Annotated in this window: 20 protein-coding genes and 1 pseudogene; 9 read left to right on the top strand and 12 right to left on the bottom strand. The window is 72.5% G+C overall.

Annotation, left to right across the window (positions count from 1 at the left end):
* Positions 1–24 precede the first annotated feature (24 nt).
* From ACZ4FV_RS16350 to ACZ4FV_RS16340, 3 genes are all read left to right on the top strand, one after another.
* Positions 25–972 carry a LysR family transcriptional regulator gene (locus ACZ4FV_RS16350; protein ID WP_402237889.1) on the top strand — a complete coding sequence of 316 codons (948 nt, stop codon included), beginning with the start codon at positions 25–27 and terminating at the stop codon, positions 970–972.
* A gap of 188 nt (positions 973–1160) precedes the next feature.
* A complete protein-coding gene (locus ACZ4FV_RS16345; protein ID WP_402237888.1) occupies positions 1161–2150 on the top strand; it encodes an ornithine cyclodeaminase family protein in 990 nt (329 codons plus the stop codon).
* 217 nt (positions 2151–2367) lie between these two features.
* Positions 2368–3378: a Gfo/Idh/MocA family protein gene (locus ACZ4FV_RS16340; protein ID WP_402237885.1), complete on the top strand. Its 1011-nt coding sequence runs from the start codon at positions 2368–2370 to the stop codon at positions 3376–3378.
* Positions 3379–3633: 255 nt separating this feature from the next.
* On the opposite strand, the gene ACZ4FV_RS16335 is transcribed toward ACZ4FV_RS16340, so the two are convergent.
* Genes ACZ4FV_RS16335 through ACZ4FV_RS16325 form a run of 3 tightly spaced genes read right to left on the bottom strand, consistent with a single transcriptional unit; the run spans position 3634 to position 5796 of the window.
* Entirely contained in the window at positions 3634–3846 is a 213-nt protein-coding gene (locus ACZ4FV_RS16335; protein ID WP_395860909.1) for a DUF4287 domain-containing protein, read from the bottom strand.
* A gap of 40 nt (positions 3847–3886) precedes the next feature.
* Entirely contained in the window at positions 3887–5140 is a 1254-nt protein-coding gene (locus ACZ4FV_RS16330; protein ID WP_395860911.1) for a sensor histidine kinase, read from the bottom strand.
* On the bottom strand, positions 5125–5796 hold the full coding sequence (locus tag ACZ4FV_RS16325) for a response regulator transcription factor (RefSeq protein WP_331770445.1): 672 nt from the start codon (positions 5794–5796) through the stop codon (positions 5125–5127). Before ACZ4FV_RS16325 ends, ACZ4FV_RS16330 begins: the two co-directional genes overlap by 16 nt.
* A gap of 85 nt (positions 5797–5881) precedes the next feature.
* On the opposite strand from ACZ4FV_RS16325, the gene ACZ4FV_RS16320 reads away from it, so the two are divergent.
* Positions 5882–7105 carry a serine hydrolase domain-containing protein gene (locus tag ACZ4FV_RS16320; protein WP_402237881.1) on the top strand — a complete coding sequence of 408 codons (1224 nt, stop codon included), beginning with the start codon at positions 5882–5884 and terminating at the stop codon, positions 7103–7105.
* A 134-nt stretch (positions 7106–7239) separates the two neighbouring features.
* On the top strand, positions 7240–8508 hold the full coding sequence (locus ACZ4FV_RS16315) for a serine hydrolase domain-containing protein (protein WP_402237878.1): 1269 nt from the start codon (positions 7240–7242) through the stop codon (positions 8506–8508).
* A 200-nt stretch (positions 8509–8708) separates the two neighbouring features.
* On the opposite strand, the gene ACZ4FV_RS16310 is transcribed toward ACZ4FV_RS16315, so the two are convergent.
* The gene (locus ACZ4FV_RS16310) at positions 8709–9956 is read right to left on the bottom strand and encodes a malic enzyme-like protein (RefSeq protein ID WP_402237875.1); all 1248 of its coding nucleotides are present in this window, start codon (positions 9954–9956) and stop codon (positions 8709–8711) included.
* 291 nt (positions 9957–10247) lie between these two features.
* Positions 10248–10568 carry a hypothetical protein gene (locus ACZ4FV_RS16305; protein WP_402237873.1) on the bottom strand — a complete coding sequence of 107 codons (321 nt, stop codon included), beginning with the start codon at positions 10566–10568 and terminating at the stop codon, positions 10248–10250.
* Positions 10569–10709: 141 nt separating this feature from the next.
* On the opposite strand from ACZ4FV_RS16305, the gene ACZ4FV_RS16300 reads away from it, so the two are divergent.
* On the top strand, positions 10710–10982 hold the full coding sequence (locus ACZ4FV_RS16300; protein WP_402237871.1) for a hypothetical protein: 273 nt from the start codon (positions 10710–10712) through the stop codon (positions 10980–10982).
* Positions 10983–11018: 36 nt separating this feature from the next.
* Here the strand turns inward: ACZ4FV_RS16300 and ACZ4FV_RS16295 are convergent, their stop codons facing one another.
* The 3 genes from ACZ4FV_RS16295 to ACZ4FV_RS16285 all read right to left on the bottom strand — a co-directional run bounded on the left by ACZ4FV_RS16295 (position 11019) and on the right by ACZ4FV_RS16285 (position 15133).
* Positions 11019–11996, bottom strand: coding sequence for a S1C family serine protease (locus ACZ4FV_RS16295; protein ID WP_465322809.1), 978 nt, complete (start codon positions 11994–11996; stop codon positions 11019–11021).
* Positions 11997–12155: 159 nt separating this feature from the next.
* Positions 12156–12587 (bottom strand): hypothetical protein, encoded by a 432-nt coding sequence (locus ACZ4FV_RS16290; RefSeq protein WP_465322808.1) that lies wholly within the window; start codon positions 12585–12587, stop codon positions 12156–12158.
* A 146-nt stretch (positions 12588–12733) separates the two neighbouring features.
* Positions 12734–15133, bottom strand: a complete 2400-nt coding sequence (locus tag ACZ4FV_RS16285) for an MMPL family transporter (protein ID WP_465322807.1) — start codon at positions 15131–15133, stop codon at positions 12734–12736.
* Positions 15134–15388: 255 nt separating this feature from the next.
* On the opposite strand from ACZ4FV_RS16285, the gene ACZ4FV_RS16280 reads away from it, so the two are divergent.
* Both ACZ4FV_RS16280 and ACZ4FV_RS16275 read left to right on the top strand, forming a co-directional pair.
* Complete coding sequence (locus tag ACZ4FV_RS16280) at positions 15389–16120, top strand: response regulator transcription factor (RefSeq protein WP_395860927.1); 732 nt, start codon at positions 15389–15391, stop codon at positions 16118–16120.
* Entirely contained in the window at positions 16114–17550 is a 1437-nt protein-coding gene (locus tag ACZ4FV_RS16275) for a sensor histidine kinase (RefSeq protein ID WP_395860928.1), read from the top strand. The genes ACZ4FV_RS16280 and ACZ4FV_RS16275 overlap by 7 nt, the downstream gene beginning before the upstream one ends.
* Positions 17551–17566: 16 nt before the next feature.
* Here the strand turns inward: ACZ4FV_RS16275 and ACZ4FV_RS16270 are convergent, their stop codons facing one another.
* The 3 genes from ACZ4FV_RS16270 to ACZ4FV_RS16260 all read right to left on the bottom strand — a co-directional run bounded on the left by ACZ4FV_RS16270 (position 17567) and on the right by ACZ4FV_RS16260 (position 20498).
* Positions 17567–18799 carry a sensor histidine kinase gene (locus tag ACZ4FV_RS16270; RefSeq protein ID WP_395860930.1) on the bottom strand — a complete coding sequence of 411 codons (1233 nt, stop codon included), beginning with the start codon at positions 18797–18799 and terminating at the stop codon, positions 17567–17569.
* 225 nt (positions 18800–19024) lie between these two features.
* A complete protein-coding gene (locus ACZ4FV_RS16265) occupies positions 19025–19384 on the bottom strand; it encodes a RidA family protein (protein ID WP_402237862.1) in 360 nt (119 codons plus the stop codon).
* A gap of 505 nt (positions 19385–19889) precedes the next feature.
* Positions 19890–20498: a TetR/AcrR family transcriptional regulator gene (locus tag ACZ4FV_RS16260; RefSeq protein ID WP_395860934.1), complete on the bottom strand. Its 609-nt coding sequence runs from the start codon at positions 20496–20498 to the stop codon at positions 19890–19892.
* A 64-nt stretch (positions 20499–20562) separates the two neighbouring features.
* On the opposite strand from ACZ4FV_RS16260, the gene ACZ4FV_RS16255 reads away from it, so the two are divergent.
* Positions 20563–22401, top strand: a complete 1839-nt coding sequence (locus tag ACZ4FV_RS16255) for a cytochrome P450 (RefSeq protein ID WP_402237859.1) — start codon at positions 20563–20565, stop codon at positions 22399–22401.
* Positions 22402–22511: 110 nt separating this feature from the next.
* On the opposite strand, the pseudogene ACZ4FV_RS16250 reads toward ACZ4FV_RS16255, so the two are convergent.
* Positions 22512–22752, bottom strand: a pseudogene (locus tag ACZ4FV_RS16250) (Fe-S oxidoreductase); the annotation flags it as partial.

Here is a 22752-nt window from a genome sequence, read left to right as displayed (position 1 = left end):
TGAACGTGAGCGTAAGCTGTACTGATGCTCGACGTCCGCCGTATGCGCCTGCTGCGCGAGCTGTCCCTGCGCGGCACGATCGCCGCGGTCGCCGAGGCGCTCGCCTTCACCCCGTCCGCGGTCTCCCAGCAACTCGGCGTCCTCGAACGCGAGGCCGGGGTCCCGCTCCTGGAGCGCACGGGACGCCGGGTCACCCTCACCCCGGCCGGACACAACCTGGTCCGCCATACGGAGGCCGTCCTCGCGCACCTGGAACAGGCCTCGGCCGACCTGGCGAGCACCCGCCGCGGCCTGGCGGGGCCCCTGCGGATCGGCACTTTCCCCAGCGCGACCCGGACCATCGTCCTCGGCGCGCTGACCTGCCTCGGCCGACGGCATCCGGGTCTGGAACCGATGGTGCTGGAAATCGACCCGGCCGAGGTCGCCGGCGCGCTGCGGGCGGGCGACCTGGACGTGGCGCTGATCCACGAATACGACTTCGTACCGCCGGTGGACGAGGTCGGCCTGGCCGGCCTGCCGTTGTACACCGAGCCGATGTACCTGGCCTCGACGTCACCCGCACCGGACCGGACGGCCGACGCGTCGATGCTCGGCTTTTGGCGTAACTCGCCCTGGATCACCTCGACTTCAGGCACGTTGTGCCAGGCGATGACCATCCGCGCCTGTCAGGCCGCCGGCTTCACCCCACACGTGCGACACCAGGTGGACGACTTCGCCACGGTGTTGGCCCTGGTCGCGGCGGATCAGGGCGTCGCCGTCGTGCCGCACCTGGGCATCGTGGATCCGCCCCCCGAGGTGACCCTGACCAGGCTGCCGATCCACCGCCGCACCACGATCGCCTTTCGCGGCGGCGCCGCCGAACACCCCGCGGTGCTCGCGGCGGCCGACGCGCTGCGCACGTGCGTTCCGGCGGAACTGGCCCCCGCACAGACCGCCCCGCCGGCGCACTCGCCCGCCCCACCGCAGGGGTGAGATCCCCTGGGCCCGGGCTTCGCGGGCGATGCCCCCGGCGCGTGGGTCCGGGTGGGTCCGGGTGGGTCCGGACGGACGATCATGGCCGCCGCCCCGCGTGTCGCGGTCGGGGTCGCGGCGTTGCGCGGGCGACGCTGTCGGCGACGAGCGGTCTCGGCCGGACGATCGCCGCGAGGAGGGTGGGCCACATGCTGGTGCTCGGATACGCGCAGGTCGAGGCCCTGCTCGAGCCGGACGCGTTGATCGACGCGCTCGCCGCGGCGATGGCGGACCTCAGCGCGGGCCGTGCCTCGGCGCCGGACCGGATCGCCGCCGTGGTTGCCGAACGGGACGCCTTCCTGGCGGCCATGCCGGGACACGTTCCGTCGTCCGGGGCGCTGATGAGCAAACTGGTCACGCTCTTCCCGCGCAACGCCGGAACGCCCCTGCCGACCCACCAGGCACTGATCGTGGTGTTCGACCCGAAGACCGGTGAACCCACGGCGTTGCTGGACGGCACCGCCATCACGGCGGTGCGCACCGGTGCCTGTTCGGCGCTGTCGGCGCGGCTGTTGGCGCGCGAGGACGCGACGGTGCTGGCGATCCTGGGCACCGGGGTCCAGGCCCGCTCGCACGCCCGTGCGATGTGCCGGGTCCGGCCGATCCGGCAGATCCGGGTGGCCGGGCGCGATCGGGCCAGGGCGGCGGCGCTGGCCGACGAGTTGTCCGCCGAATTGCCCGCCGAGGTACATGCGGCGGCCGACTACGCCGAGGCGGTCGACGGCGCGGACATCGTCGCGGCGGCAACGAACGCCGTGGAACCCGTGGTCCGGCGCGCGTGGTTGGCGCCCGGGACACACGTCACGTCGGTGGGCTTCAACCCGGCCGGCCGTGAACTCGACGATGCCACCGTTGCCGATGCGCTCGTGTGCGTCGAATCGCGGCAAGCAGTGTTGGCGCCGTTCCCGGCGGGCAGCAACGACCTGCTGATGCCGATCCGCGACGGCGTGATCACCGCCGAACACGTACACGCCGAACTGGGCGAAGTGGTCGCCGGCAGCCGCCCGGGCCGCACCTCGCCGGAGCAGCTCACGCTGTACAAATCGGTCGGCGTGGCCGTACAGGACGCCGCCGCCGCGGCTCTGGTCGTCACCGCCGCCCGCGAGCAGTCGATCGGCCGGGAGATCTCGCTGCGGTAGCGCCGCCGCCGTACGGCGCGATGCGCGTACGCCCGCCCGTGCCCGTGCCCGTGCGGCGGGGTGGCCGGCTCCGACGCACCCGTGTGCCGTACGGCCCCGTCCGCGACGCCGGCGTGCCCGGGCCGGTGGGCGGTATGGCACGCTCCATCGGAGCAGGCGCGCCCTTCGCCGGCCTGTCGGCGATCGCGCACGACCGAGACCGATTTGTGGGGCACCGATGAGCGACGGCACGCGGGTCATACGTTGGGGAATCCTGGCCACCGGCGGCATCGCCGCCGAATTCACCGAGGCGTTGCGCGGCCTGCCGGACACCGAGGTGGTCGCGGTCGGTTCACGCCGCCTCGAGTCCGCGAAGGCGTTCGCCGAGCGCCACGACATCGCGCGGGCCCACGGCAGTTGGGCCGAGTTGGCCGCGGACGACGAGGTGGACGTCGTCTACGTGGCCACGCCGCACTCCGCGCACCGCGCGGCGGCCGGCCTGTGTCTGGAGGCGGGCCGCGCCGTGCTGTGCGAGAAGGCGTTCACGCTCGACTCCCGCCAGGCCCGCGAACTGGTGGATCTGGCCCGCGACCGCGGATTGTTCCTGATGGAGGCGATGTGGACGTACTGCCACCCGCTGATCCGCCGGCTGCGCGAGGTGATCGCCGACGGCGTGATCGGCGAGGTGCGGGGCGTCTCGGCGGCGTTCGGGTTCGCCGGGGACTTGCCGCCGGAGCACCGGCTGCGCGACCCGGCGCAGGGTGGCGGCGCGCTGCTCGACCTCGGCGTCTACCCGGTGTCCTTCGCCCAGTTGTTGCTGGGTGAGCCGGACGCGATCCGGGCCTGGGCGCATCTGACCCCCGAGGGCGTGGACGACAACACGGGCATCGTCCTCGGCTGGGACGGCGGCGCCGTGGCCACGCTCGGGTGCACGTTCACCGCCGATAACGACGCGCCCGCGACGATCACCGGCACCAGGGGCCGGATCGAGTTCGCCGACGGCTTCTTCTATCCGGACCGCTTCGTCATCCACCGCCCGGGCCACGAACCGCAATCGGTCCTGCTCGCCGACGTCACCGACGACCCCGAACGCGGCACGATGCGGCACGAGGCCGCCGAGGTGATGCGGTGCCTGCGCGCCGGTGAGACCGAATCCCCGCTCGTACCCCTGGACGGCACCCTCGCGGTCATGCGCACACTGGACGCCGTGCGCGAACGCATCGGTGTCACCTACCCGGGAGTGGCCTGACCGGTGTGCTTCGCCCGGTGTTCGTGCCGTGTTCAGGCGTCGGTCGTCGGTGTGCCGGAACCTTCGATGGGAGGGCGTGTGCGCTGCCCGACCCACTGAGACAAAGGACTGGCTACCTTGCGAACGCATTGGGAACGGCGGCGGGCACGCCCTGCGCGCCGGCACGCTGCCCTGCGCCACATAGGCGGCGCACACCCACCGACCCGCGGCGGGACGGGCGCTTGCCCGTCCCGCCATCCGCTCGCTCGGTGCGCCCTACCGGGCGAGGTCCTCGGTGAGGGTGTGCTTGACCAGGGCGTTCGCGTGGCCGTGTCCGATGCCGTACTCGGCCTTGAGCCAGGTGACCAGTTCCATGTGCTTGGTCAGCGGCGAGGACCGGATCAGGGCCTGCCAGTCCGCGATCGTGCGGCCGTACTTCTTCTCGATCGACGGAAAGTAGCTTGCGGGGCCGTTCGGGGTCTCGCTCATTTTCCCGGTGTCCTCTCGGCGCATGCGGCGGATGGTGTTGTCATGGGTATCGACCGCCGTGCACCCGCGAACTCATCGGCCTCGGAAAGAGATCCGGGTCACACGTCCTGTCGCCCGTTCGTGCCGGCGGGCTCGGCGCCGGGGGCGAGGCGGGGAACCGGGTGGTGATGTCCAGGCCGCCGGTCGGGCGGGCGGTCGTGGTGATCTCGCCCCGGTGGGCGATGACGATCGCGCGGACGATGGACAGGCCCAGTCCCGCCCCGCCGTCGGCGCGGGTGCGCACCCCCTCGCCGCGTACGAACGGCTCCAGCAGCCCGTCCGCGTCCTCGGCGGCGACGAGCGCGCCGGAGTTGTCGACGCGCAGGAACGCGCGGGCGTCCTCGGTGCCCGTGGTCACCGCGATGTGCCCGCCGGGCCGGTTGTAGCGGACGGCGTTGTCGAGCAGGTTGCCGACCAAACGCTCGATCAGGATCGGATCGCCGCCGAGCGCGGCGGGCCGCAGGTCGGAACGCAGTTCGATGCCCCGGGCGGCGGCCTCGTCCGCGGCACCCGCCACCAGGCCCGTCGCGACCTCCGCGAGGTCCACCGCACGGTGCGTGTCGGGGAGTATCCGGCCGCGGGCCAGGGCCAGGAGGCCGTCCAGGGTCCGCCGGCTGTGTTCGATCGCGGTCCTGACGTCCTCGGCCATGGTCAGCAGTTCGTCCCGGTCCGGCTCGCCGTCCAGCGTCACCTCGATCGCGGTGCGCATGGTGGTCAGCGGGGTGCGCAGTTCGTGCGCGGCGTTCGCGGTGAACATGCGTTGGCCGGCCAGCGCCCGGTCGCGTTCGGCGATGCCGGCCTGGATGCGGTCCAGCATGCCGTTGACGGTATCGGCCAGTTCCGCGAGTTCGTCCGCCGGTGTGCTCACCGGCATGCGCTCCGAGAGGTTCTCCGCCGACAACCGGCGGGCGGTGGCCGAGATCGCGCGGATCGGCCGCAATACCCGCCCCGCCACCAGCCACCCCAGCACGGCGGCGAGCACGACCACCAGGATGAGTGCGATCGCGGCCTGGGTCAGTAGTTCGGACAGCGTCGTGGCGCGGACCCGATCCGCGAGCGCCTCCGGCCTCGGCAGGCCCGTCGGCGGAGGCCCGGGGGCGCCGGGCGACTCGGTCCTGATGTCGATCACGATCCGATGGCGCATGCTCCGCCGCACCAGCGCGTAGGTCAGCGCGGTCAATGCCACTCCCGCGGCCAACACGAGCGCGGTGTACAGGATCGCCAACCGGCCGCGCGCGCTCAATCGCACGGCCACGGTCCGCCGATCCGATACCCGGCGCCGGTCGCGGTCTCGATCAGCGGCGGATCGCCCAGCTTGCGGCGCAGCGTGCCCACGGTGATCCGGATCGCGTTGGTGAAGGGATCGGCGTGCTCGTCCCACACCTTCTCCAGTAGCGTCTCCGCGCTGACCAGGTCCCCACCCGCCGCGAGCAGTTGGGCCAGGACACCGAACTCCTTCGGCGTCAGCGACAGCAGCCGGCCGGCCCGCTCGACGGTGCGCCGGGCCGGGTCCAGCGTCACGTCCGCGGCGCGCAGGATCGGCGGTCGGGCCGGCGCGCTGCGGCGTGCCAGGGCGTGCACCCGGGCGATCAGCTCGGAGAACGCGAACGGCTTGCCCAGGTAGTCGTCGGCACCGAGGGTGAGCCCGTCGACGCGGTCCTCGACCGCGCCGGAGGCGGTCAGCATCAGGATGCGCGACGTGCCCCGTTCGGCCATCCGTCGGCACACCGTGTCGCCGTGCACCACCGGCAGGTCCCGATCCAGCACCACCACGTCGTAGGGCGTGGACTCGCCCCTGTCCAAGGCGCTTTGGCCGTCACCGGCGACATCGACGGCGAATCCGTGTTTGCGCAATCCGGCGGCGATGTAGCCGGCCAGCGGTTGTTCGTCCTCAACCAGCAGCACTCGCATGCGCGCAGCATGCCGGCCGGCACATATGGATCCCGTATGGCCGGACGATCGGCCGCCCATCGGCCCGCGCCGCTAGACAACGGTCATGGCCCACGACACCCCCTCGACCTCCGCTCGATCGACGGTACGACCGTCCCGACGCTCGATTATCGGCCTGCTCGCGGCGGTTCCGCTCGCCGGCGCGGGCATCCTCGTGGCGTCCGAGGACGCCGACGCCAATGCCGACGCCAACGCCCGTCCGGACGGATCCGGCGTCCCGAAGGACCTGCGCCCCGGCGGTGCGTACGACCGGCTGATCACCCGGCTGGCCGCCGAGGACCGGTTCTCCGGCACGGTGCTGCTGGCCCACCGGGGGCGGCCGGTCCTGACCCGGTCACACGGCATGGCCGACCGGGTCCGCGCGATCCGCAACGGGCCGGACACCGTGTTCAACCTCGCCTCGATCAGCAAGCCCTTCACCGGCCTGGCGATCGCCGGACTCGCCCACCGGGGCAAGGTCGCGTTCCAGGCGACCGTGGGGGCCTATCTCGACGGCTTTCCCGCCGAGATCGCCGACCATGTGACGATCCATCAACTGCTCACCCACACCTCCGGCGTCGGCCGACCCCCGCTGGGCAGCGACGGCCCGCCGGCCGACTGGGACAGTTTCGACAAGGTGCTGGAGGGCACGCTCGCCGCCGTCCGCGCGACACCGCCGCGGTTCGCGCCCGGCACCCGGTACGAATACACCAACGACGAGTACTGGGTGCTGGGGGCCATCGTGGCCAAGGTCTCCGGCATGTCGTACGTCGACCACATCCGGCGCCACGTCTTCGAACCGGCCGGCATGACCCGCGCAGCCTTCCACGGCAAGCCCGACCTGCCGTCCGTCGCCGACCTCGCCCACCCGTACTGGACGCAACCCTCCGGCCCCCGTATCGACGCCTCGACGAGCCCGTTCTTTCCGTACACTAACGGCCCCGCGGGCGGCGCCTACGCGACCGCGCCCGACCTGCTCGGCTTCGCGCGTGCCCTGACGGCGGGCCGCCTCCTCTCCCCGGCGCTCACCGACCTGGTCACCACCGGCAAGGTCGCCCTGACCCCCGCGCAGCGGCCCGGTCCGCCGACCCAGGATCGTTTCCACGCCTATGGATTCGAAGACCTGATGGTCAACGGACAACGCCTGTGCGGGCATTCGGGCAGTGGACCCGGCATGGCGAATCAACTGGACATCTTCCCCGACCTGAATTGGGTGTCGATCGTGCTGGGCAACTACGACGACCGGATCGATCCCATCGTCGAATTGGGGCGAAAGCTGATCACGGCGTAGTCGGCGCGCCTGCCTGCCGCCGGCCGCTCGCCGCTGCCGCTTCAGGCCCCCGCTTCCCGCTTCCCGCTTCCCGCTTCCCGTCCAGGCCACCATCCGCACCGCATCAGCGCGACGAAAGGCGAGACCGAACCATCATGACCTCCACTCGACGAAGGATGCTCGGCGTACTGGGCGCGGCCCCACTCGCCGCGGGAACCGTGCTCGGCGCCGAGGGCACGGCGCGAGGCGACACCCGGGCCGATCGGGACACCCGATCCCCCGGCCCGATCCCCGAGGGACTCCGGCCGGGGGGCGAACTCGACAGGTTCGTGGCGAACCTGGCGGCCAGGGACGAGTTCTCCGGCACCCTGCTGATCACCCGACGCGGCCGGACCGTGCTGTCCCGGGCCTACGGCATGGCCGACCGGCGACGCGACGTACCGATCACACCGGACACCCTCTTCGCGCTCGCGTCGGTGACCAAGCTGTTCACCGCCGTCGCGGTCGCCCAACTCGTGCAACGGGGCCGACTCTCCTACGCGTCGACCGTGGGCACCTACCTCGACGGCCTGCCCGCCGAGATCGCCGACCACGTGACGCTGCATCACCTGCTCACCCACACCTCGGGCCTGGGCAACCATCAGCAGGCGCCGGGATTCGAGGAGGCCGCGGCCACGTGGACCACGGCCGACCAAGTCATGGACGGCACGCTCGACTTCATCCGCAGGATGCCGTTGTCCTTCGCGCCCGGCGCCGCGAACCTGTACAGCAACTCCGGGTATCACCTGCTCGGAACCATCGTGGCCCGCGTCTGTGGCCGGTCCTGGTTCGACTACGCCCGCGAACGGATCTTCCGCCCGGCGGGCATGGCCGACACCGACTTCGTCACCGCGCCCCGTTGGCGCCGCGACCCGGGCATCGCCCACCCGTACGTCAAGCAGCCCTCGGGAGAGCGCGTCGACGACGTCGCGGGACGGGTGTTCATCGGTACACCGGCCGGGGACGCGTTCTCCACCGCCTCGGACATGGACCGCTTCGCCCGAGCCCTACTCCGCGACAAACTGCTCGCCCCGCCGTTCACCCGAACCCTCCTCGGCGGCAAACTCCCCTTGGGGCCGCCCACTTCCGGCCCACCGCCGAAGGACCCGTCGCCCACGGGCCCGTCCCCCACCGGTCCGGCCGACCCGCCTCCCGGCGGAGGCGACCCCCGCCCACAGGCCATGTTCCAGTGCTACGGGCCGATCGGCGCGGTGCTCGCCGACCGGTGGACGTTCGGCCACGGCGGCGGTGCCCCGGGTGAGTCGACCGGCATCGAGATGTTCCCGCACGGCGAATGGGTGATCGTCGTGCTCAGCAACTACGACCAGGACACGGTGCGTCCCGTCGTCGGCATGGCCCGCCGTCTCGTCGCCGTCGCCGGATAGGGCTTGTCTTCGATCTCCCGCCCCGGCCGACGTACCGGCGATCCGGGGTCGACTTCGCTTCGAGTACATACGGTGGCGAGTTGCTCACACCTGCCTTGGCTCGTGCCGGGCGACGACTCCGATCACTCACTGAGCGGCGACGCGCGCGGCGCCCCGAGCGGGCCGGCCGGCGCCGGGCCCGTCCGGGGCCTCCGGATGGATCAGGCGCTACCCATGCCGATGCCGTTGTCGGAGTCGAGAGCGTGGGTCGCCGCGGCCGCGACGGCGGCGGTGAGGCCGGGCTGATCCGGTGCCGGAAGGAGCGCGTCCGGCGGCGTGCCCTCGACCAGCGCGTGCACCGCGGCCACCCGTGCGCGCGCGGTGATCGGCCGCCGGGTCGTGGTGGCCGCGGTGAGCAGCCCGGGCAGCGCGTGTAGCGGGCGGGGACCGGTGGTGGCCGCCGCGAAGCGTGGTGGCGCCTCGGGCCGGGCGCGCAGGATCGGGACCTGCTCCGGCGGTGTGGCCAACCCGGTGAGGTCGACGATCAGATCGGCCTCGGCGGCGATCGCGCGCAGGTTCCCGCCACCGGGGCCGAAGGGGTCGAACAGGGTCAGGTCGGCGATCCCGGAGGCGATCAACAGCCCGGCCAGATCCCCGCCGCGCGCCGGGTCCACCAGGACCACCCGGCCGCTCGACGGCCGCACACCCCGATTGCTCAGGGCGTTGATCGTCGCGGCGGCGATCGCGACGGCGAGGCCGTCGTTGAGGGTGTCCAGCAGGAGCAGCGGCGGGGTGGCGCCCAGGATCGCGCGGGTGGTGAGCACGTGCTCCGGGCGGGTGTGCACCAGCACGGCTGCCGCGAAGCCGGGGGCGAGCAGCCGTACCGCCTGCGCGATGTCCTCGACGTGCGGCGTCGCGATGGGCAACGGGAAGACGTCGAGCCCGGTGGCCCGGCGCAGGTGTACCGCCTGGGATTCGAGGGCCGGCAGCGCGGCGTCGGCGGGCAGCGCGTCGAAGTCCAGGACGGCGCTGGCATCGCTGATCAGCGCGACGCGGTGCCGGCGCCCGGTGTAGTCGTCGGTGTGTTCGGGGTGTGCCGCCAGGTGCGAGACGACGCGGCGATCCGCGTCGGCGTCGAGCAGGGCGATGTCGTGGCCGGTGGTGGTGGCCGCGCACACGCGCAGCGTCAGTTTGCCGGTGGAGGCGGCGACGAAGACGGGATCCTGGGTGAGCAGCAGGTCCGTGCCCAGGCGTCGGGTCAGGGTCCGGGTGAGCCAGGCCAGCGTCCGGGGACCGTCGGCGTCGAGGGTGATCCGACAGGTGCCCATGGCGTCCGGTTCGTCGATCCGACTCGTCACCGTGCCGGGGGCTTCGGCCAGTACGCCCGCGACCGCGGCGGCGGCACCGGGCGGCACGTGGATCCGCACGCTGAAGGCCGGGTTGGTGGCGGGATGCCTGGGTCCGGACATGTCGCGGTTCACCACGGCAACGCCCGCGATCGCCGGCCGGTCGGCACGCGCGCCGTTCGGGGCGGCGTGTGCCCGGTGGTGTCGGATGTGTCCCGCCGGTCGTTCATGGCGCGGATTCCCCTCCGACTTCCCGCGGATCGAGCAGGTGCTTACGTTAACAAGTCGCGCGCTGAGGCCCAGCGTAGTGCGGCCTGCCCGGGGCAGGTCGCGGGGTGGGTCGCAAGGGGCCGCGGGGACGGCTCGGAGGCCGGGCTCCGGATCGGCTCCCGATGGGTCGGGGCTCCCGGTGGGTCAGGTCCTCGTACAGCGACCGCCGAGGAAGGTGTGGCCCGGGTCGACGCCTTGCGCTCGCAGTTCGCGGAAGGGGTCGACGAAGAAGTGCACCGAACCCGCGCAGTGGTAGGTCGCGGAGGGGGTGGCGACCGTGTCGTCGCCCGCAGCCCGGGCCCGGTCGCACGCGTAGGCCACCACGATGTCCGGCCCGTCGGTCACCGTGCCGGCGCAGACGATCGGGATCGCACCGGGAGCGGCGTCGGCCGCACCCGGGCCGAGTACGGCGGCGCTGCCGACCAGCAGCCCGGCGACCGTGGTGATGCGGGCCAGGAAGGTCATGTCGCGTCCTTGTCGAGAGGCGTGTCGCCGATCGGGCGCGCACTCCGCCGCCGCGGCGGGTGCCTGCCGTACACGCGGCGACCGGCGGGAAACCTCTTCAGTATCGGAGCGCGCTTTCGTCCGGATCGCCCCGACACGGCCTTGTCACCCGTCCGAGGCGGGCGACGGTGGCGCCTCGGGCCCGCTTCGGGTTGCCGGAAACACATCGGACTGCTCGTCGCGGGCGCCGCCGCAACCCTGCTGCCGCTCGCCGGCGCTACCTCGGCGAGCGCCGCGGGCGAGTTCCACATCCGAGGCGTGTACTACACGCAGGCCCAGTGCCACGCGGCGGGCCAGGCGGGCTATGAACTGTGGGGCCCGAGCTTCTTCTGCGCCGACGGCCCGCAAGGGCTGATCTACCTGTACACGCACTGATTCGTACCGGCGGATTCGTACCCGGTGTGAGGTCGGCTACTTGTCCCGGGGAAGCGTGTTCAGGAAGGTCTTGACCGTGTCGATGGGGATCGCGAAGCCGATGCCGACGCTGCCCGCCTCGGTGCCGGTGCCCGTGTCGGGAGTGGCGCTGTAGATGGCCGAGTCGATGCCGATGACCCGGCCGGAGAGGTCGACCAGCGGTCCACCGGAGCTACCCGAGGTGATCGCGACGTCGGTCTGGATCGCCGGGTAGGTCAGTGTGTCGGTCCCGCCGGTCGCGACGGGCGAGGTACTCGAACCGCTCCCGTCCTCGGACGAGCCGACCGCGCTGTCCCCCGACACGGTGACCCGGCGGTCGAGTGCACTGATCACTCCGGAGGTGACGGTCCCGGTCAGGCCCAGGGGTGAGCCGAAGGCGACCACCTCGTCCCCGACCCGTGCGGAGCCCGAGTCGCCGAGGGTCGCCGGGGTGAGACCGGAGACGCCGGTGACCCGCACCACGGCGAGGTCGTGCGCGCTGTCGGCGGCCACCACACCCGCGGGGGCGGTCCGGCCGTCGGCGAACGCGACCGTGACGGTTCCCGCGTTCGCCCCGGCCAGGACGTGGTTGTTGGTCAGGATCCGGCCATCGGTGTCCAGGACCAGGCCCGAGCCGGTGACCGAGCCGCGACGTGTGGTCACCCGCAGCTCCACCACACTCGGCTGGACCGCGGCGGCCACCGCGGACACCGGCGCCGCCGCGTCGGTGTCGGCCGCGGTCCGCGCCGGCGCGCCGATGGCCACCGGTGACCCGCCGTCGGATCCACCGAAGCGGTGTACGGCGGTCGCCCCGGCGAGCCCTCCGAGCAATCCGGCCGCCACCGCCGCGGCGACCAGGGCGACCGAGGCCCGGCGGACCCGCCGACCGGACGGCCGGTGCCGGCCGGCTTCCGGCGGCGGTACCCGGGGCAGCGGCGGGATCGTCGGCACCGCGTGCTCGTCCCCCGACGGGACCGGGCCGGAGCGAGTCGACATGGGTTCGGGAGTCCTTGCCTCTTCTGTCGTCATGCTCACGACTGTCGGACGTGTGCATGAAGAAAGACTGAGAGCAGCCTCGGAATCGGCGCAGAACCGTTCGCGGATCCGACCCGCCCACCCGCCCGAGCCTTGGACCCGGCCGCGGGCCGCCTCGGGTCAGCTGCCGCCGTACCGCGCCCGCAACAGGTCGACGACGTCGATGTCGTCGAACAGACCGGAGCGACCGGCCACGGTCCACGTGGTGTTGCCGAAAACCTCCAGCATCATCAGGCAGCCGGAGAAGTCGTCCACGCTCAGTTGCTCCGGGATCAGCAGGTCGCGGGATTCGGCGGCCACGACGAGCAACTCCTCGACCCATTCGAGTCCGCCCGCGAATTCCTTCAACTCGCGCCAGGACATCAGGAATCCGACCTGAGAGGCCAACACGAGCTCGTTCGCCCGGCCGGATCTCGACTCCCACGGCATGGTCCCGATGCCGATGCATTCCAGCACGCTCCACTGCCAGTCGTTGTCCGGGACGACCTCGACCAGTTCCGCCAGGCGGATGTGGAAGCCGGTTCCCCAGAGCGGGAATTCGGTCTCGTTCATCGCGTGTGCACTCGCTCCCGTGACATGGTGGGCCCGTACCGCCGGGTCGTGTCGGTCGGTGTTCGAGGGTGGGATCAAAGGTGCGGACGGGCCGACGCGTGCGCCCGACGAGGTGGCGCGGACGGCCGGCGCGGGCGCGGGTTCGCTCATCCGTCGCCTCGCACGCCGCGCCCGCCGCGCGCGCCGGCGTGCGGATCCTCGGCGAGCGCCGATTCCGGGGCCGCATGGCGTGGCTCGCGGGTGCCGTTCCCCGGCGCGAACCCCCCGTCCAGGTGTCGCGCGAGCCGTTCGCCCTCCAGGTCGATGTGCGGCAGGTACCGGTGCAGGAGGCCGGGCAGCCACCAGGCCCGGTGGTCGAGGATCGCCATCACGGCCGGGACCAGCGTCATCCGCACCACGAAGGCGTCGAACAGGACACCGATCGCCAGCGCGAAGCCCATGCCCTTGACCACCGCGTTCTCGGACAGCACGAAGGATCCGAACACCGAGACCATGATCAGCGCGGCGGCGGCGACCACCTTCGCACTGTGCGCGTAGCCCACCCGCAGGGCCTCCCGCGCGGGCCGGCCGCGGGTGTACTCCTCCCGCATCCGCGAGACCAGGAACACCTCGTAGTCCATCGCCAGGCCGAACAGGATGCCGATCACCAGGATCGGCAGGAAGCTCACGATCGGGCCGGTCCCGTCGAGACCGACCAGGCCGGACAGCCAACCCCATTGGAAGACCGCGACGACCGCGCCCAGCGCGCCGACCACCGACAGCAGGAACCCCAGGGCCGCCTTCACCGGCACCACGATCGAGCGGAAGACCACGGTCAGCAGCAGGATCGCCAACCCCATCACCACCAGGCAGTACACCGGCAGCGCGGACGCGAGTTTGGCGGCCACGTCCAGGTCGACCGCCGTGCTGCCGGTGACGTCGATCCGGGTCCCGGTGAGCGCGGCGATCGGGTCCCGCGCCCGGCGGATGTCGTCGAGGAGATCCTGGGTGTGCGCGGAATCGGGCCCGGCCGCCGGGATCACCTCGATCATCACGGTGTCGCCGGTCGCGTTCGGCACCGGCGCCGCGACCGAGGCCGTGTGCGGCAGTGCGGTCACCCGCCCGGCGATCTGCTCGGCGGCGGGCCCGACGTTCATCGTCGAGCCCTGCACGACCACGATCAGCGCCCCGGTGTAGCCGGGGCCGAAGCCCGCGTCGATCAGATCCTGCGCCCGCACGGCGGTGCTGTCGCCGCGGTCCTTGGGCAGGCCCAGGCGCAGGTCCAGGGCGGGCAGCGCGCACAGGGCCAGGCCCGCGACGCCCAGGGGCAGGACCACCCACCGCCGGCGCGTCACCGCGTGCGCCCAGCGCAGGCCGGCCGACGCCGGCGCGCCGGGCCGCCTGCCCGACCGCCCCTTCCACTGCCCGCCCGACCGCCCACCCGGCCGCCCACCCGGCCGCCCGCCATCGGCTCGATCCGCCGACCGGCGCAGCACCGGGATCGAACTCGCGGCCACCCGCGTGCCCAGCACGCCCAGCAGCGCCGGCAGCAGGGTCAGCGCGACCAGGACGGACACCACCACGGTGCCGGCAGCGCCCACCCCCATCACGGTCAGGAACGGAATGCGCACCACCGCGAGCGCGGCCAACGCGATCACCACGGTGGCGCCGGCGAAGACCACGGCGGTCCCGGCGGTGCCCACCGCGCGTCCCGCCGACTCCTCCGGCGCCATGCCGCCCCGCACCTGATCGCGGTGTCGGGAGACGATGAACAGCGCGTAGTCGACGCCGACCGCCAGGCCCAGCATCATCGCCAACGTCAGCGAACTGCTGTCCATGGTCACGAACCGACTGCCGGCGAGCACGAGCAGGACGCCGACCGTCACCCCGATCAGCGCGGTGACCAGCGGGATGACCGCGGCGCGCAACGAACGGAAGACGAACACCAGCACGCACAGCGTCACGAACAGGCCGGCGATCTCGCCGACGCCGAACGGGGCGGGTTGCTCGACGAACACATCCCCGCCCAGTTCCACCGTCAGGCCCGACGCCCGGGCTCGCTCGGCGATGTCCTCGATCGCGTCGCGTGTGCCCGCCGGGACGTCCTCGGCCGGTTCCTCGGTGAAGGTCAGGGTGGTGATCGCGGTGCTGCGGTCGGCCGAGACGGCGCCCGCGTCGTACGGGTCCTCGGCCGAGGCCACCCCGCGTACGGCCGCGGCCGCGCCGGTGGCGGCCAGTACCGTCCGCCGCGCCGGGTCGGCGGTGATCGTGCTCCCCTCCGCCGCGCGGAAGACGATCCGTCCCTCCGCTCCGTCTGCGGTGGGGAATCGGGCCTCCAACACGTCGAGGGAGCGTTGCGACTCGGTGCCCGGAATGTTGTTCTGCGACGCGAAGGGCCGCATCAGGGTGATCGCGGCGGCGGCGGCGAGCAGCAGGATCGCCAGCCACCCGGCGATGACGAGGCGGCGGCGCCGATAGGCGAAGCGGCCCAGGCGATACAACAACGTGGACATCACGAACTCCCGGACGGTGCGCTGCTTGTAGCGGGGCGGATCGGCCTTGGCCACGCTAGGAGCCGACTCGGCCCGACCACCGCGATCCGGCCCGCAGACGGGGCCATTCACACGCAACTCCCATAGAACGGACCCCAGTTCGTAGGCCACGCTGGAGAGGTGCGGGCCGCCGCGCCGGCGCCTGCGGAGGTCGGGGCCCGGGTACGGTGCCGACGGGGGCGCGGCGCACCGTAGTGTTCGCGGCGATCACGCCCACCGACCCCAACCCACCCGCCGCACCCGGCGGAGCGCGTCGCGAGGAAGGCACCGATGAGCATCCCGGATCCGCAGGCCGGCCCACCAGCGACCCACGACCGGGGCCGCCTCCTGGTCGTCGACGACGAACCGGCGATCGTGGACACCGTCGCCCGGTTCCTGCGCTTCGTCGGCTACGACGTGCGCACCGCCGCCACCGGCCTTCAGGCGCTCACCGTCGCCCGGGACTTTCTGCCCGAGTTGATCCTGCTCGACGTCATGCTCCCCGACGGCGACGGCTTCGAGGTGCTGCGCCGACTGCGCTCGGACGAACTCCAGGTCGCGGTGGTCTTCCTTACCGCGCGCGACACCCGCAAGGACGTGGTCCGCGGCCTGACCGCCGGTGGCGACGACTACATCACCAAGCCGTTCGGCCTGGACGAGGTCACCGCGCGCGTGGAGGCGGTGCTGCGCCGCACCCGGCGCGCGGCACCCGGTGGCGACGTCCTGCGCGTCGCCGACCTCGAACTCGACGCCGCCGCCCACCAGGTGCGCCGCGCCGGACGCCCCATCGACCTCTCGCCGACCGAGTTCCGGCTGCTGCGCTACCTGATGCTGCATCCCGACCACGTGTTGACCCGGGCCCGCCTGCTGGAGCACGTGTGGTCCTACGACTTCAACGGCGACGACACGGTGGTGGCCACCTACATCAGCTATCTGCGCCGCAAGATCGACGACGGCCAGGGCACACCGCTGATCCACACCCGTCGCGGGGTCGGGTACTGCCTGCGCACACCGCCGTGCTGAGCCTGCGGCCCAGGATGCGCCGGCAACCGCTGCGCCGGCGCCTGGTGATCGTGCTCGTCCTGGTGTGCACCGTGGTGCTCAACACCTGCGCGGCGGTGACCGTGGGCGTGCTGCGGGACTCGCTCTTCGACCGTCTCGACAACCAACTCGACACCACCGTCGCCGCGTTGCGCGCCCTGGACCAGCGTGAACGCAACAACCAGCGGTTGGGCCTGGATCCGGGCATCTGGCTGAAGTACCCGGGCGGCCTGCGCGTGGCCCTCGCCGCCCCCGGCCGCCGCCCGCCGCAGGGCCCGGGGCCGAGGCTGACCGGCGTCCTGCCGCCCACCGGCAGCACGGTCACCGCGCCCTCGGCCGAGCCCGGGTCCGGTGAGAAATTCCGGGTTCGCGTCCAGGACCTGACCGACGGGCGCACCGCACTGGTCGCGCTGAGCACCAACGATGCCGAACGGGCCGCCGACCACGCGCTGTACGTGGTGCTGATCACCGTCGGCATCGCCCTGCCGACCCTGGGCCTGCTCGGCGCGCTGTTCGTCCGGCGCGAACTACGGCCGCTGGAACAGGCCGCCCAGGTCGCCGACTCGATCGCGGCGGGCGACTACGGGCGGCGGGTACGCAATCCGCTGATCGGCCCGCGCACCGAGGTCGGCCGACTGGCCATCGCCATCGATCGTATGCTCGACCAGATCCAGGCCGCGTTCACCGCCCGGGACACCTCCGAGGAACGCCTGCGCCGCTTCGTCGCCGACGCCTCCCACGAACTGCGCACCCCGCTCCAGTCGATCGGCGGATACACCGAGTTGTACCAGCGCGGCGCGCTTCCGGACCGGGCCTCGGTCGACGACGCGGTGTCCCGGATGCGGGCCGAGATACGGCGCATGAACGGCCTCGTGGAGGCCCTGTTGCTGCTCGCCCGCCTGGACGAGGAACAGGACACCGACCTCGAACCCGTGGACCTGGCCCGGGTCGTGGCCGACTCCTGCCGCGACGCGGCCGCGGTCGAACCCGCCCGGCCGCTGACCCATGCCGCCACCGCGTCCACGGCGGAGGTATTGGTCCTGGGCGACGAGGACCGCCTGCGGCAGTTGGTGGCCAACCTGCTCGGCAACATCCGCATGCACACCCCGCCGGACGCCCCGGCCGCGGTCGAACTGCGCCGTACGGGCGATCACGTGGAACTGACCGTGCGCGACGCCGGCCCGGGCATACCGGCCGCCGATCTCCCACACGTCTTCGACCGCTTCCACCGCGCGGACAAGAGCCGCAGCCGCGCCCAGGGCGGCAGCGGCCTGGGCCTGTCCATCGTGGCGGCCATCGTCGACATGCACCACGGCAGCATCCACATCGGCCCCGCCGCCGATCGGGGCACCGTGGTCAGGGTCCGCCTCCCCGCCCTCGGCGACACCCGTTCGCCTCCCGCGTCGGCATGACCGACGTCGACGTCGCTCACGGGCCGGTCCTCTTCCCGAGCGTCGATCGAGTGGCCGTGGCGGGCACGCCGCGGGTCGTTCCGTAGGGCAGTACCGCGTGTACCGCCCAGCCGCCGTCGGGGCCGGGGCCGATGTCGAGCCGGCCGCCGAGCATCGCGACACGCTCGCGCATGCCGATCAGGCCGTGGCCCATTCCGTCGCCCGGCGCCTGCGCGCCCCGCCCGTCGTCGCTGATGCGCACCTCCAGCGCGTCCCCGCGGTACCCGACCAGGACCTCGGCGCCGGCCGTCGGACCGGCGTGCTTGCGGGTGTTGGTCAACGCCTCCTGGATGATCCGGTACGCGGTGAGCGCGACGGTCCGGGACGGGTCGATCGGCTCGCCCTCCACGACCACCCGCACGGACAGGCCCGCGCGGCCGACCTGGTCGACGAGATCGTCCAGGTGGCGCAGGCTCGGCTGCGGGACCAGGCCCTCGGTCTCGTTCTGCGCGCGCAGCACCCCCAGCAGTCGGCGCATCTCCACCAGCGCCTCGCGTCCGGTCTTCGCGATCGTTTCCAGGGCCTCGCGGGCCTTGTCGGGGGAGGTGGCGATGGCCCGGCTCGCACCGTCCGCCTGCACCACGATCACCGAAACGTTGTGCGCCACCACGTCATGCAACTCCCTTGCGATCCGCGAGCGTTCGGCCGCAGCGGCGATCAGCGCCTGCTGGTCCCGCTCGAACTCCAGCCGGGTCGCTCGCTCTTCGAGTTCGGCGTAATAGGCGCGGCGGGTCCGCATCGAGTCGCCGAGCACCCAGGCGATGCCGAGCGTGATCGCGATGAAGGTATACACGAACGCGCCTTCGCGCACGTCCGGATTCACGCTCGTGCCCCAGCGCGCGAAGTAGAGCCCGGGCACCGCGAACACGCAGACCAGAGCGAGCCGCACCCGGCGCGGCGAGCCGATCTTCGCCGCCGTGTACAGCACCATCGGCACCGCGATGCTCGTCATCATGATCTCCGAGCTCACCACGAGCTGGCCCGCGCTGCCCAGCATCACCAGCCCGAACGCGGTCCGGGGCCGCACTCGGCGCAGCGTCGCGCCCAGCCCGTGGAGCACGATGAGAACCCACAGCCCGTACCGGACCCGGCCGGCCGGTGTGGTGTCGTCGTCGTGGACCTGAGCGGCACTCAGCAACAACACCGGCAGCATGATCATCGCGTCCACGACCAACGGGTGCCCGCGCAGCCAGGCGTAGATTCTTTGCACACCGGGACGCTACGGGCGGGGGCCCGCGCGGGCGTCATCCGGTGCGCCGAGCGGGCCCGTCGTCCCCAGGTCTCACCCTCGCGGGCGGTGCCTCCTTCCCACGCCCCCGGCGGATCCGGCCGAAGGCTGACGACACGGCACCACCGGCCACTCGGTGGCACCGCTCGCCCCGGGGCGAGCCGGTCTTCGAACGCACGTCGAGCCGCCCGCGAATCCGACGGGATGTCAGTCGAGTACGGCGGTGGCCTCCACCTCGACCAGCAGGTCGGGTTCGCCCAGGGCCGCGACGCCGAGCAGAGTGATCGGCTTGACCGGGTCGACGCCGAGTCTCGCGGCCGCCCGGATCACTCCCTCGCCCAGGAGCGGCATCTTGTCGGGGGTCCAGTCGACCACGTACACGGTCGGCTTCGCCACGTCGTCGAAGGATCCGCCGACACCGGCCGACACGGTGGCGCAGGCGGTTCCGGGTACGGCGAGCGTGCCGCCGTACCCGGACACCACGCGGGCGCGCCCTCGATACCGACCGGACGATGCCGAGACGGCCCGCCACCCCGGCAGGTTCGTCTCGGACGCGTTGCGAGCCACCTCCCGACACCTTGCCCGCGACCTCGGCGGGTTCCCACCCGTCGAGTGTCGCTCGCAACGTCTCCGGACGGATCGTCGAGCGCTCCTCCCCCATCCGACCATCGACTCCCGGCGTGACACGGGAATCACGGTCGCCCCCCAGGGCCGCAACGAAGTCGATCACGTTTGCGTGATCACCTCGTCACCACCCGTGAACACGACTTTAGGCCCCGGTCACGGCCGGGGAACAGGCGGCAAACAAGCCGGCCTTGCCGCCCGCGCCAACCGACACAAACCGTCGGTTGCCCGACTCGCGCACCCGGCCCGGTTCCGGGACCGCGGGTCGGTCGCGGCCGGATCGAAACGGCCCCTCGGGCGCCCGCCGGGGTCGGGACGCGCCGGCGCCGACACTCGCCCGGGTTGGCCGAATACCGCTGTACCACCGCATCGTTCGCGGAAGCAGAAGCGCCCGCCACGGCGTCGCCATGCCGCCGGCGCGTCACCGGTCACGGCCATGCGCCACGAATCAGCGCGGGGGAGCCAGGACCGGCGCCAGGACGGTGAGGGCATCGAGGATCCCGCGCGCGTCGGGGGTGTGCTCCGGGTCGACCAGCCACTGGAGCATCAGGCCGTCGCAGATCGCGATGAGCAGCGCCGGAATCGCCTCGGCGCCCGCCGGCGGCTCGACTCCCGAATCCGCGAACGCCCGGTCGGTCATGGCGCGTCCGGCCCGACGGGCGTCGGCGTATCCCGCGGCCAGGCGTTCGCGCAGCGCCGTCGAGCGCATGGCCGGCGCGAACGACTCGACACACGCGACCACCATCGGGCGCAGTTCCTCGAACGAATCGATCAACGCCACGAGCGCCGCGGCCAGTTGCGCACGAGGACCATCGGCGACGGCGGCCGACACCGCGTCCCGCACCCGGCGGGTCCACACCTCGAAGCACTGCCCGACCGCCTCCTCCAGAAGCGCGTCCACGCCGCCGAAGTGGTAGCCGATCGAGCCGAGGCTGGTTCCGGAGGCCTGCGCGATATCGCGTGCGGTGGTGTGCGCGTAGCCCTTCTCCCGCAGACAGCGCACGGCCCCGGCGAGGACTCGCTCCCGATGACTCCTGGACAGGGGCGACTTGGGCATCCCACCATGTTAGACAAGCGTGCAGCACGAATGTTCAGACTTCTCTCGGATCAGGAGCGAGTCGATGACGTCTGCCACCCCGCCGCCGGGTTCCCGGCTGCCGAGCTGGATCCAGACCGCGCTCTACCTCGCCGCCCCCGGCCGTTCGCTCCGGGCGGCTCGGCGTCGCCATGGGCCGGTCTTCCAGGCCAGGTTCCTCGGGTTCCCGCCGCAGACCTACGTCACCACGGCCGAACTGGCCCAGCAGGTCTACGCCGTCGACGCCGGCGGCGGCCGGGCCGGCGAGGTGCGCCGACAATTCCTGGAGGGCATGGTCGGTAGGAACTCGCTGCTCACGCTGGACGGCGACCCCTGGTGGCGGCACCGCAGACTGCTGAGCCCACCCCTGCACGGCAAGGCCATCGCCGACTACGGCGACGAGATCGCCCGAATAGCCGCCGAACACATCGCCGAGTGGCCGCGACACCGGCCGTTCGCGCTGCGCGACCGCATGCAGGAGATCACCCTGGAGGTGATCCTGCGGCTGGTGTTCGGGATCCGCGACAACGATCGTCTGGCCCGGCTGCGCACCGCCATCCCCGAACTGATCGAGGTAGGCGGCTCGCCGGTCATGCTGATGTTGCCGCCACGGGTTCGGGCCTGGACCCAGAGCCCACCGGCGACCCGGCTCGGCTTCCTGCCCACGACCCGATTCCAGCGCGCCCGCGACGCGGTGGACGCGATGTTGTTCGACGAGATCGCGCATCGCCGTACCGAACCGGTCCCCGGCGCCACCGACGTGTTGTCCCGGCTGTTGCAGGCTCGCGACGAGCAGGGCCGGCCGATGAGCGACCAGGAACTGCGCGACGAACTGATCACCATGCTCGAAGCCGGCCACGAGACCACCGCCACCGCCCTGGCGTGGACCTTCGAGCGCCTCCTGCGCACCCCCGCCGTCCTGGCCGAACTCCGCGAGGAGATCGACGACGGCCGCCACACCACCTACCTGGACGCCGTGGTCAAGGAGGCGCTGCGCTCGCGTCCCGTGGTGTACGAGGCCCCGCGCCTCCTGGACGAGCCACTCCAACTGGGCCGATTCCGGGTGCCCGCGGGCTCGTTCGCGTCGCCGGTGATCACCCTCATCCATCACGACCCCGAAGTGTTCCCGGAACCTTCCCGGTTCCGCCCCGAGCGCTTCCTCGGCCCCGACGCGGCCCGGGCACAACGAGCCTGGATGCCCTTCGGCGGCGGTCGTCGGTACTGCGTCGGCGCGCAACTCGCGGTCCTGGAAATGACGGTGATCATCCGTGAGGTGCTGACCCGCCTGGAGTTGACCGCCCCCGATCCGACCCCGGAACGGCCGCGGGCGCGGCACGTCACGCTCATCCCGGCCAAGCGCACCGTCGTGGTGGCCCGCCCCCGCGACAGCGCCGTTCCTCCCGAGGACCTGCCGGCCCGACGCGCCGTCACCGTGCGCCGCGAGGTCGCCGCCGCCCCCGCGGTCGTCTGGGCCGCGCTCGCCGACATCACCCGCATGGGCGAGTGGAGCCCCGAATGCACCGGCGGCAGTTGGCTCGGCGCCCGCCGTGAGCCCGTCGTCGGCGCCCGCTTCATCGGCACCAACCGCAAGGGTCTGCTGCGCTGGACCACGCGGTGCACCATCACCGACGCCCGCCCCGGCCGCGCCATCGCATGGGACACCCGGCTCGGCATCCCCCTCGCCCATTGGTCGTTCGTGCTCTCCCCGACCCCCACCGGCACCCTCGTCGAACAGACCTGGCGGGACCGCCGGGTGGGCCCGCTCGGCACGCTGATGACAGGCCTCTCCGAAGCGGCGCTGCGCACCGGCCCGCGCGCCGACCACAACGAACAGTCGATGCGCGCGACGCTGTCCGCGCTCGAACGGCACCTGAAGACGCAGTAGCCCCCGCCCCCGGCGTCGACCGGGAACAGGGGCTGCGTCGCGACATCGAGGGAAAGCCTCGTGCCGCGGGTTACTTCACCGGCTCCGGTGCTCCCGCACCGGGTCCCGCGTCACTTCACCGGTTCCGGTGCCGGCTCCGCGGCATCCTCGGACTCCCCCCGGGCCGCCGGTGGTTCGGGGTGTTTGACCGATTGCAGGAGCAGTTGTGCGACGTCGACGACTTGGAGGTCTTCCTTGGCGTCGCCGGCCTGCTTCCTGGCGTTGATCGAGTCGGTGAACATCACCAGGCAGAACGGGCAGGCGGTGGAGACGATGTCCGGTTTCAGGGAGAGGGCCTCGTCCATGCGCTCG

The organism is Embleya sp. NPDC025285 (genome assembly GCF_055558835.1).
This window is presented reverse-complemented; position numbering and strand designations above follow the sequence as displayed.

What these genes read in the sequence shown, in the direction of transcription:
- ACZ4FV_RS16340 (WP_402237885.1), top strand. Translation starts at nt 2,368, where the DNA reads ATGAGCGACGGCACGCGGGTCATACGTTGGGGAATCCTGGCCACCGGC.
- ACZ4FV_RS16260 (WP_395860934.1), bottom strand. Translation starts at nt 20,498, where the DNA reads ATGCCCAAGTCGCCCCTGTCCAGGAGTCATCGGGAGCGAGTCCTCGCC.
- ACZ4FV_RS16350 (WP_402237889.1), top strand. Translation starts at nt 25, where the DNA reads ATGCTCGACGTCCGCCGTATGCGCCTGCTGCGCGAGCTGTCCCTGCGC.
- ACZ4FV_RS16290 (WP_465322808.1), bottom strand. Translation starts at nt 12,587, where the DNA reads ATGAACGAGACCGAATTCCCGCTCTGGGGAACCGGCTTCCACATCCGC.
- ACZ4FV_RS16305 (WP_402237873.1), bottom strand. Translation starts at nt 10,568, where the DNA reads ATGACCTTCCTGGCCCGCATCACCACGGTCGCCGGGCTGCTGGTCGGC.
- ACZ4FV_RS16345 (WP_402237888.1), top strand. Translation starts at nt 1,161, where the DNA reads ATGCTGGTGCTCGGATACGCGCAGGTCGAGGCCCTGCTCGAGCCGGAC.
- ACZ4FV_RS16325 (WP_331770445.1), bottom strand. Translation starts at nt 5,796, where the DNA reads ATGCGAGTGCTGCTGGTTGAGGACGAACAACCGCTGGCCGGCTACATC.
- ACZ4FV_RS16310 (WP_402237875.1), bottom strand. Translation starts at nt 9,956, where the DNA reads ATGTCCGGACCCAGGCATCCCGCCACCAACCCGGCCTTCAGCGTGCGG.
- ACZ4FV_RS16280 (WP_395860927.1), top strand. Translation starts at nt 15,389, where the DNA reads ATGAGCATCCCGGATCCGCAGGCCGGCCCACCAGCGACCCACGACCGG.
- ACZ4FV_RS16315 (WP_402237878.1), top strand. Translation starts at nt 7,240, where the DNA reads ATGACCTCCACTCGACGAAGGATGCTCGGCGTACTGGGCGCGGCCCCA.
- ACZ4FV_RS16335 (WP_395860909.1), bottom strand. Translation starts at nt 3,846, where the DNA reads ATGAGCGAGACCCCGAACGGCCCCGCAAGCTACTTTCCGTCGATCGAG.
- ACZ4FV_RS16320 (WP_402237881.1), top strand. Translation starts at nt 5,882, where the DNA reads ATGGCCCACGACACCCCCTCGACCTCCGCTCGATCGACGGTACGACCG.
- ACZ4FV_RS16255 (WP_402237859.1), top strand. Translation starts at nt 20,563, where the DNA reads ATGACGTCTGCCACCCCGCCGCCGGGTTCCCGGCTGCCGAGCTGGATC.
- ACZ4FV_RS16295 (WP_465322809.1), bottom strand. Translation starts at nt 11,996, where the DNA reads ATGTCGACTCGCTCCGGCCCGGTCCCGTCGGGGGACGAGCACGCGGTG.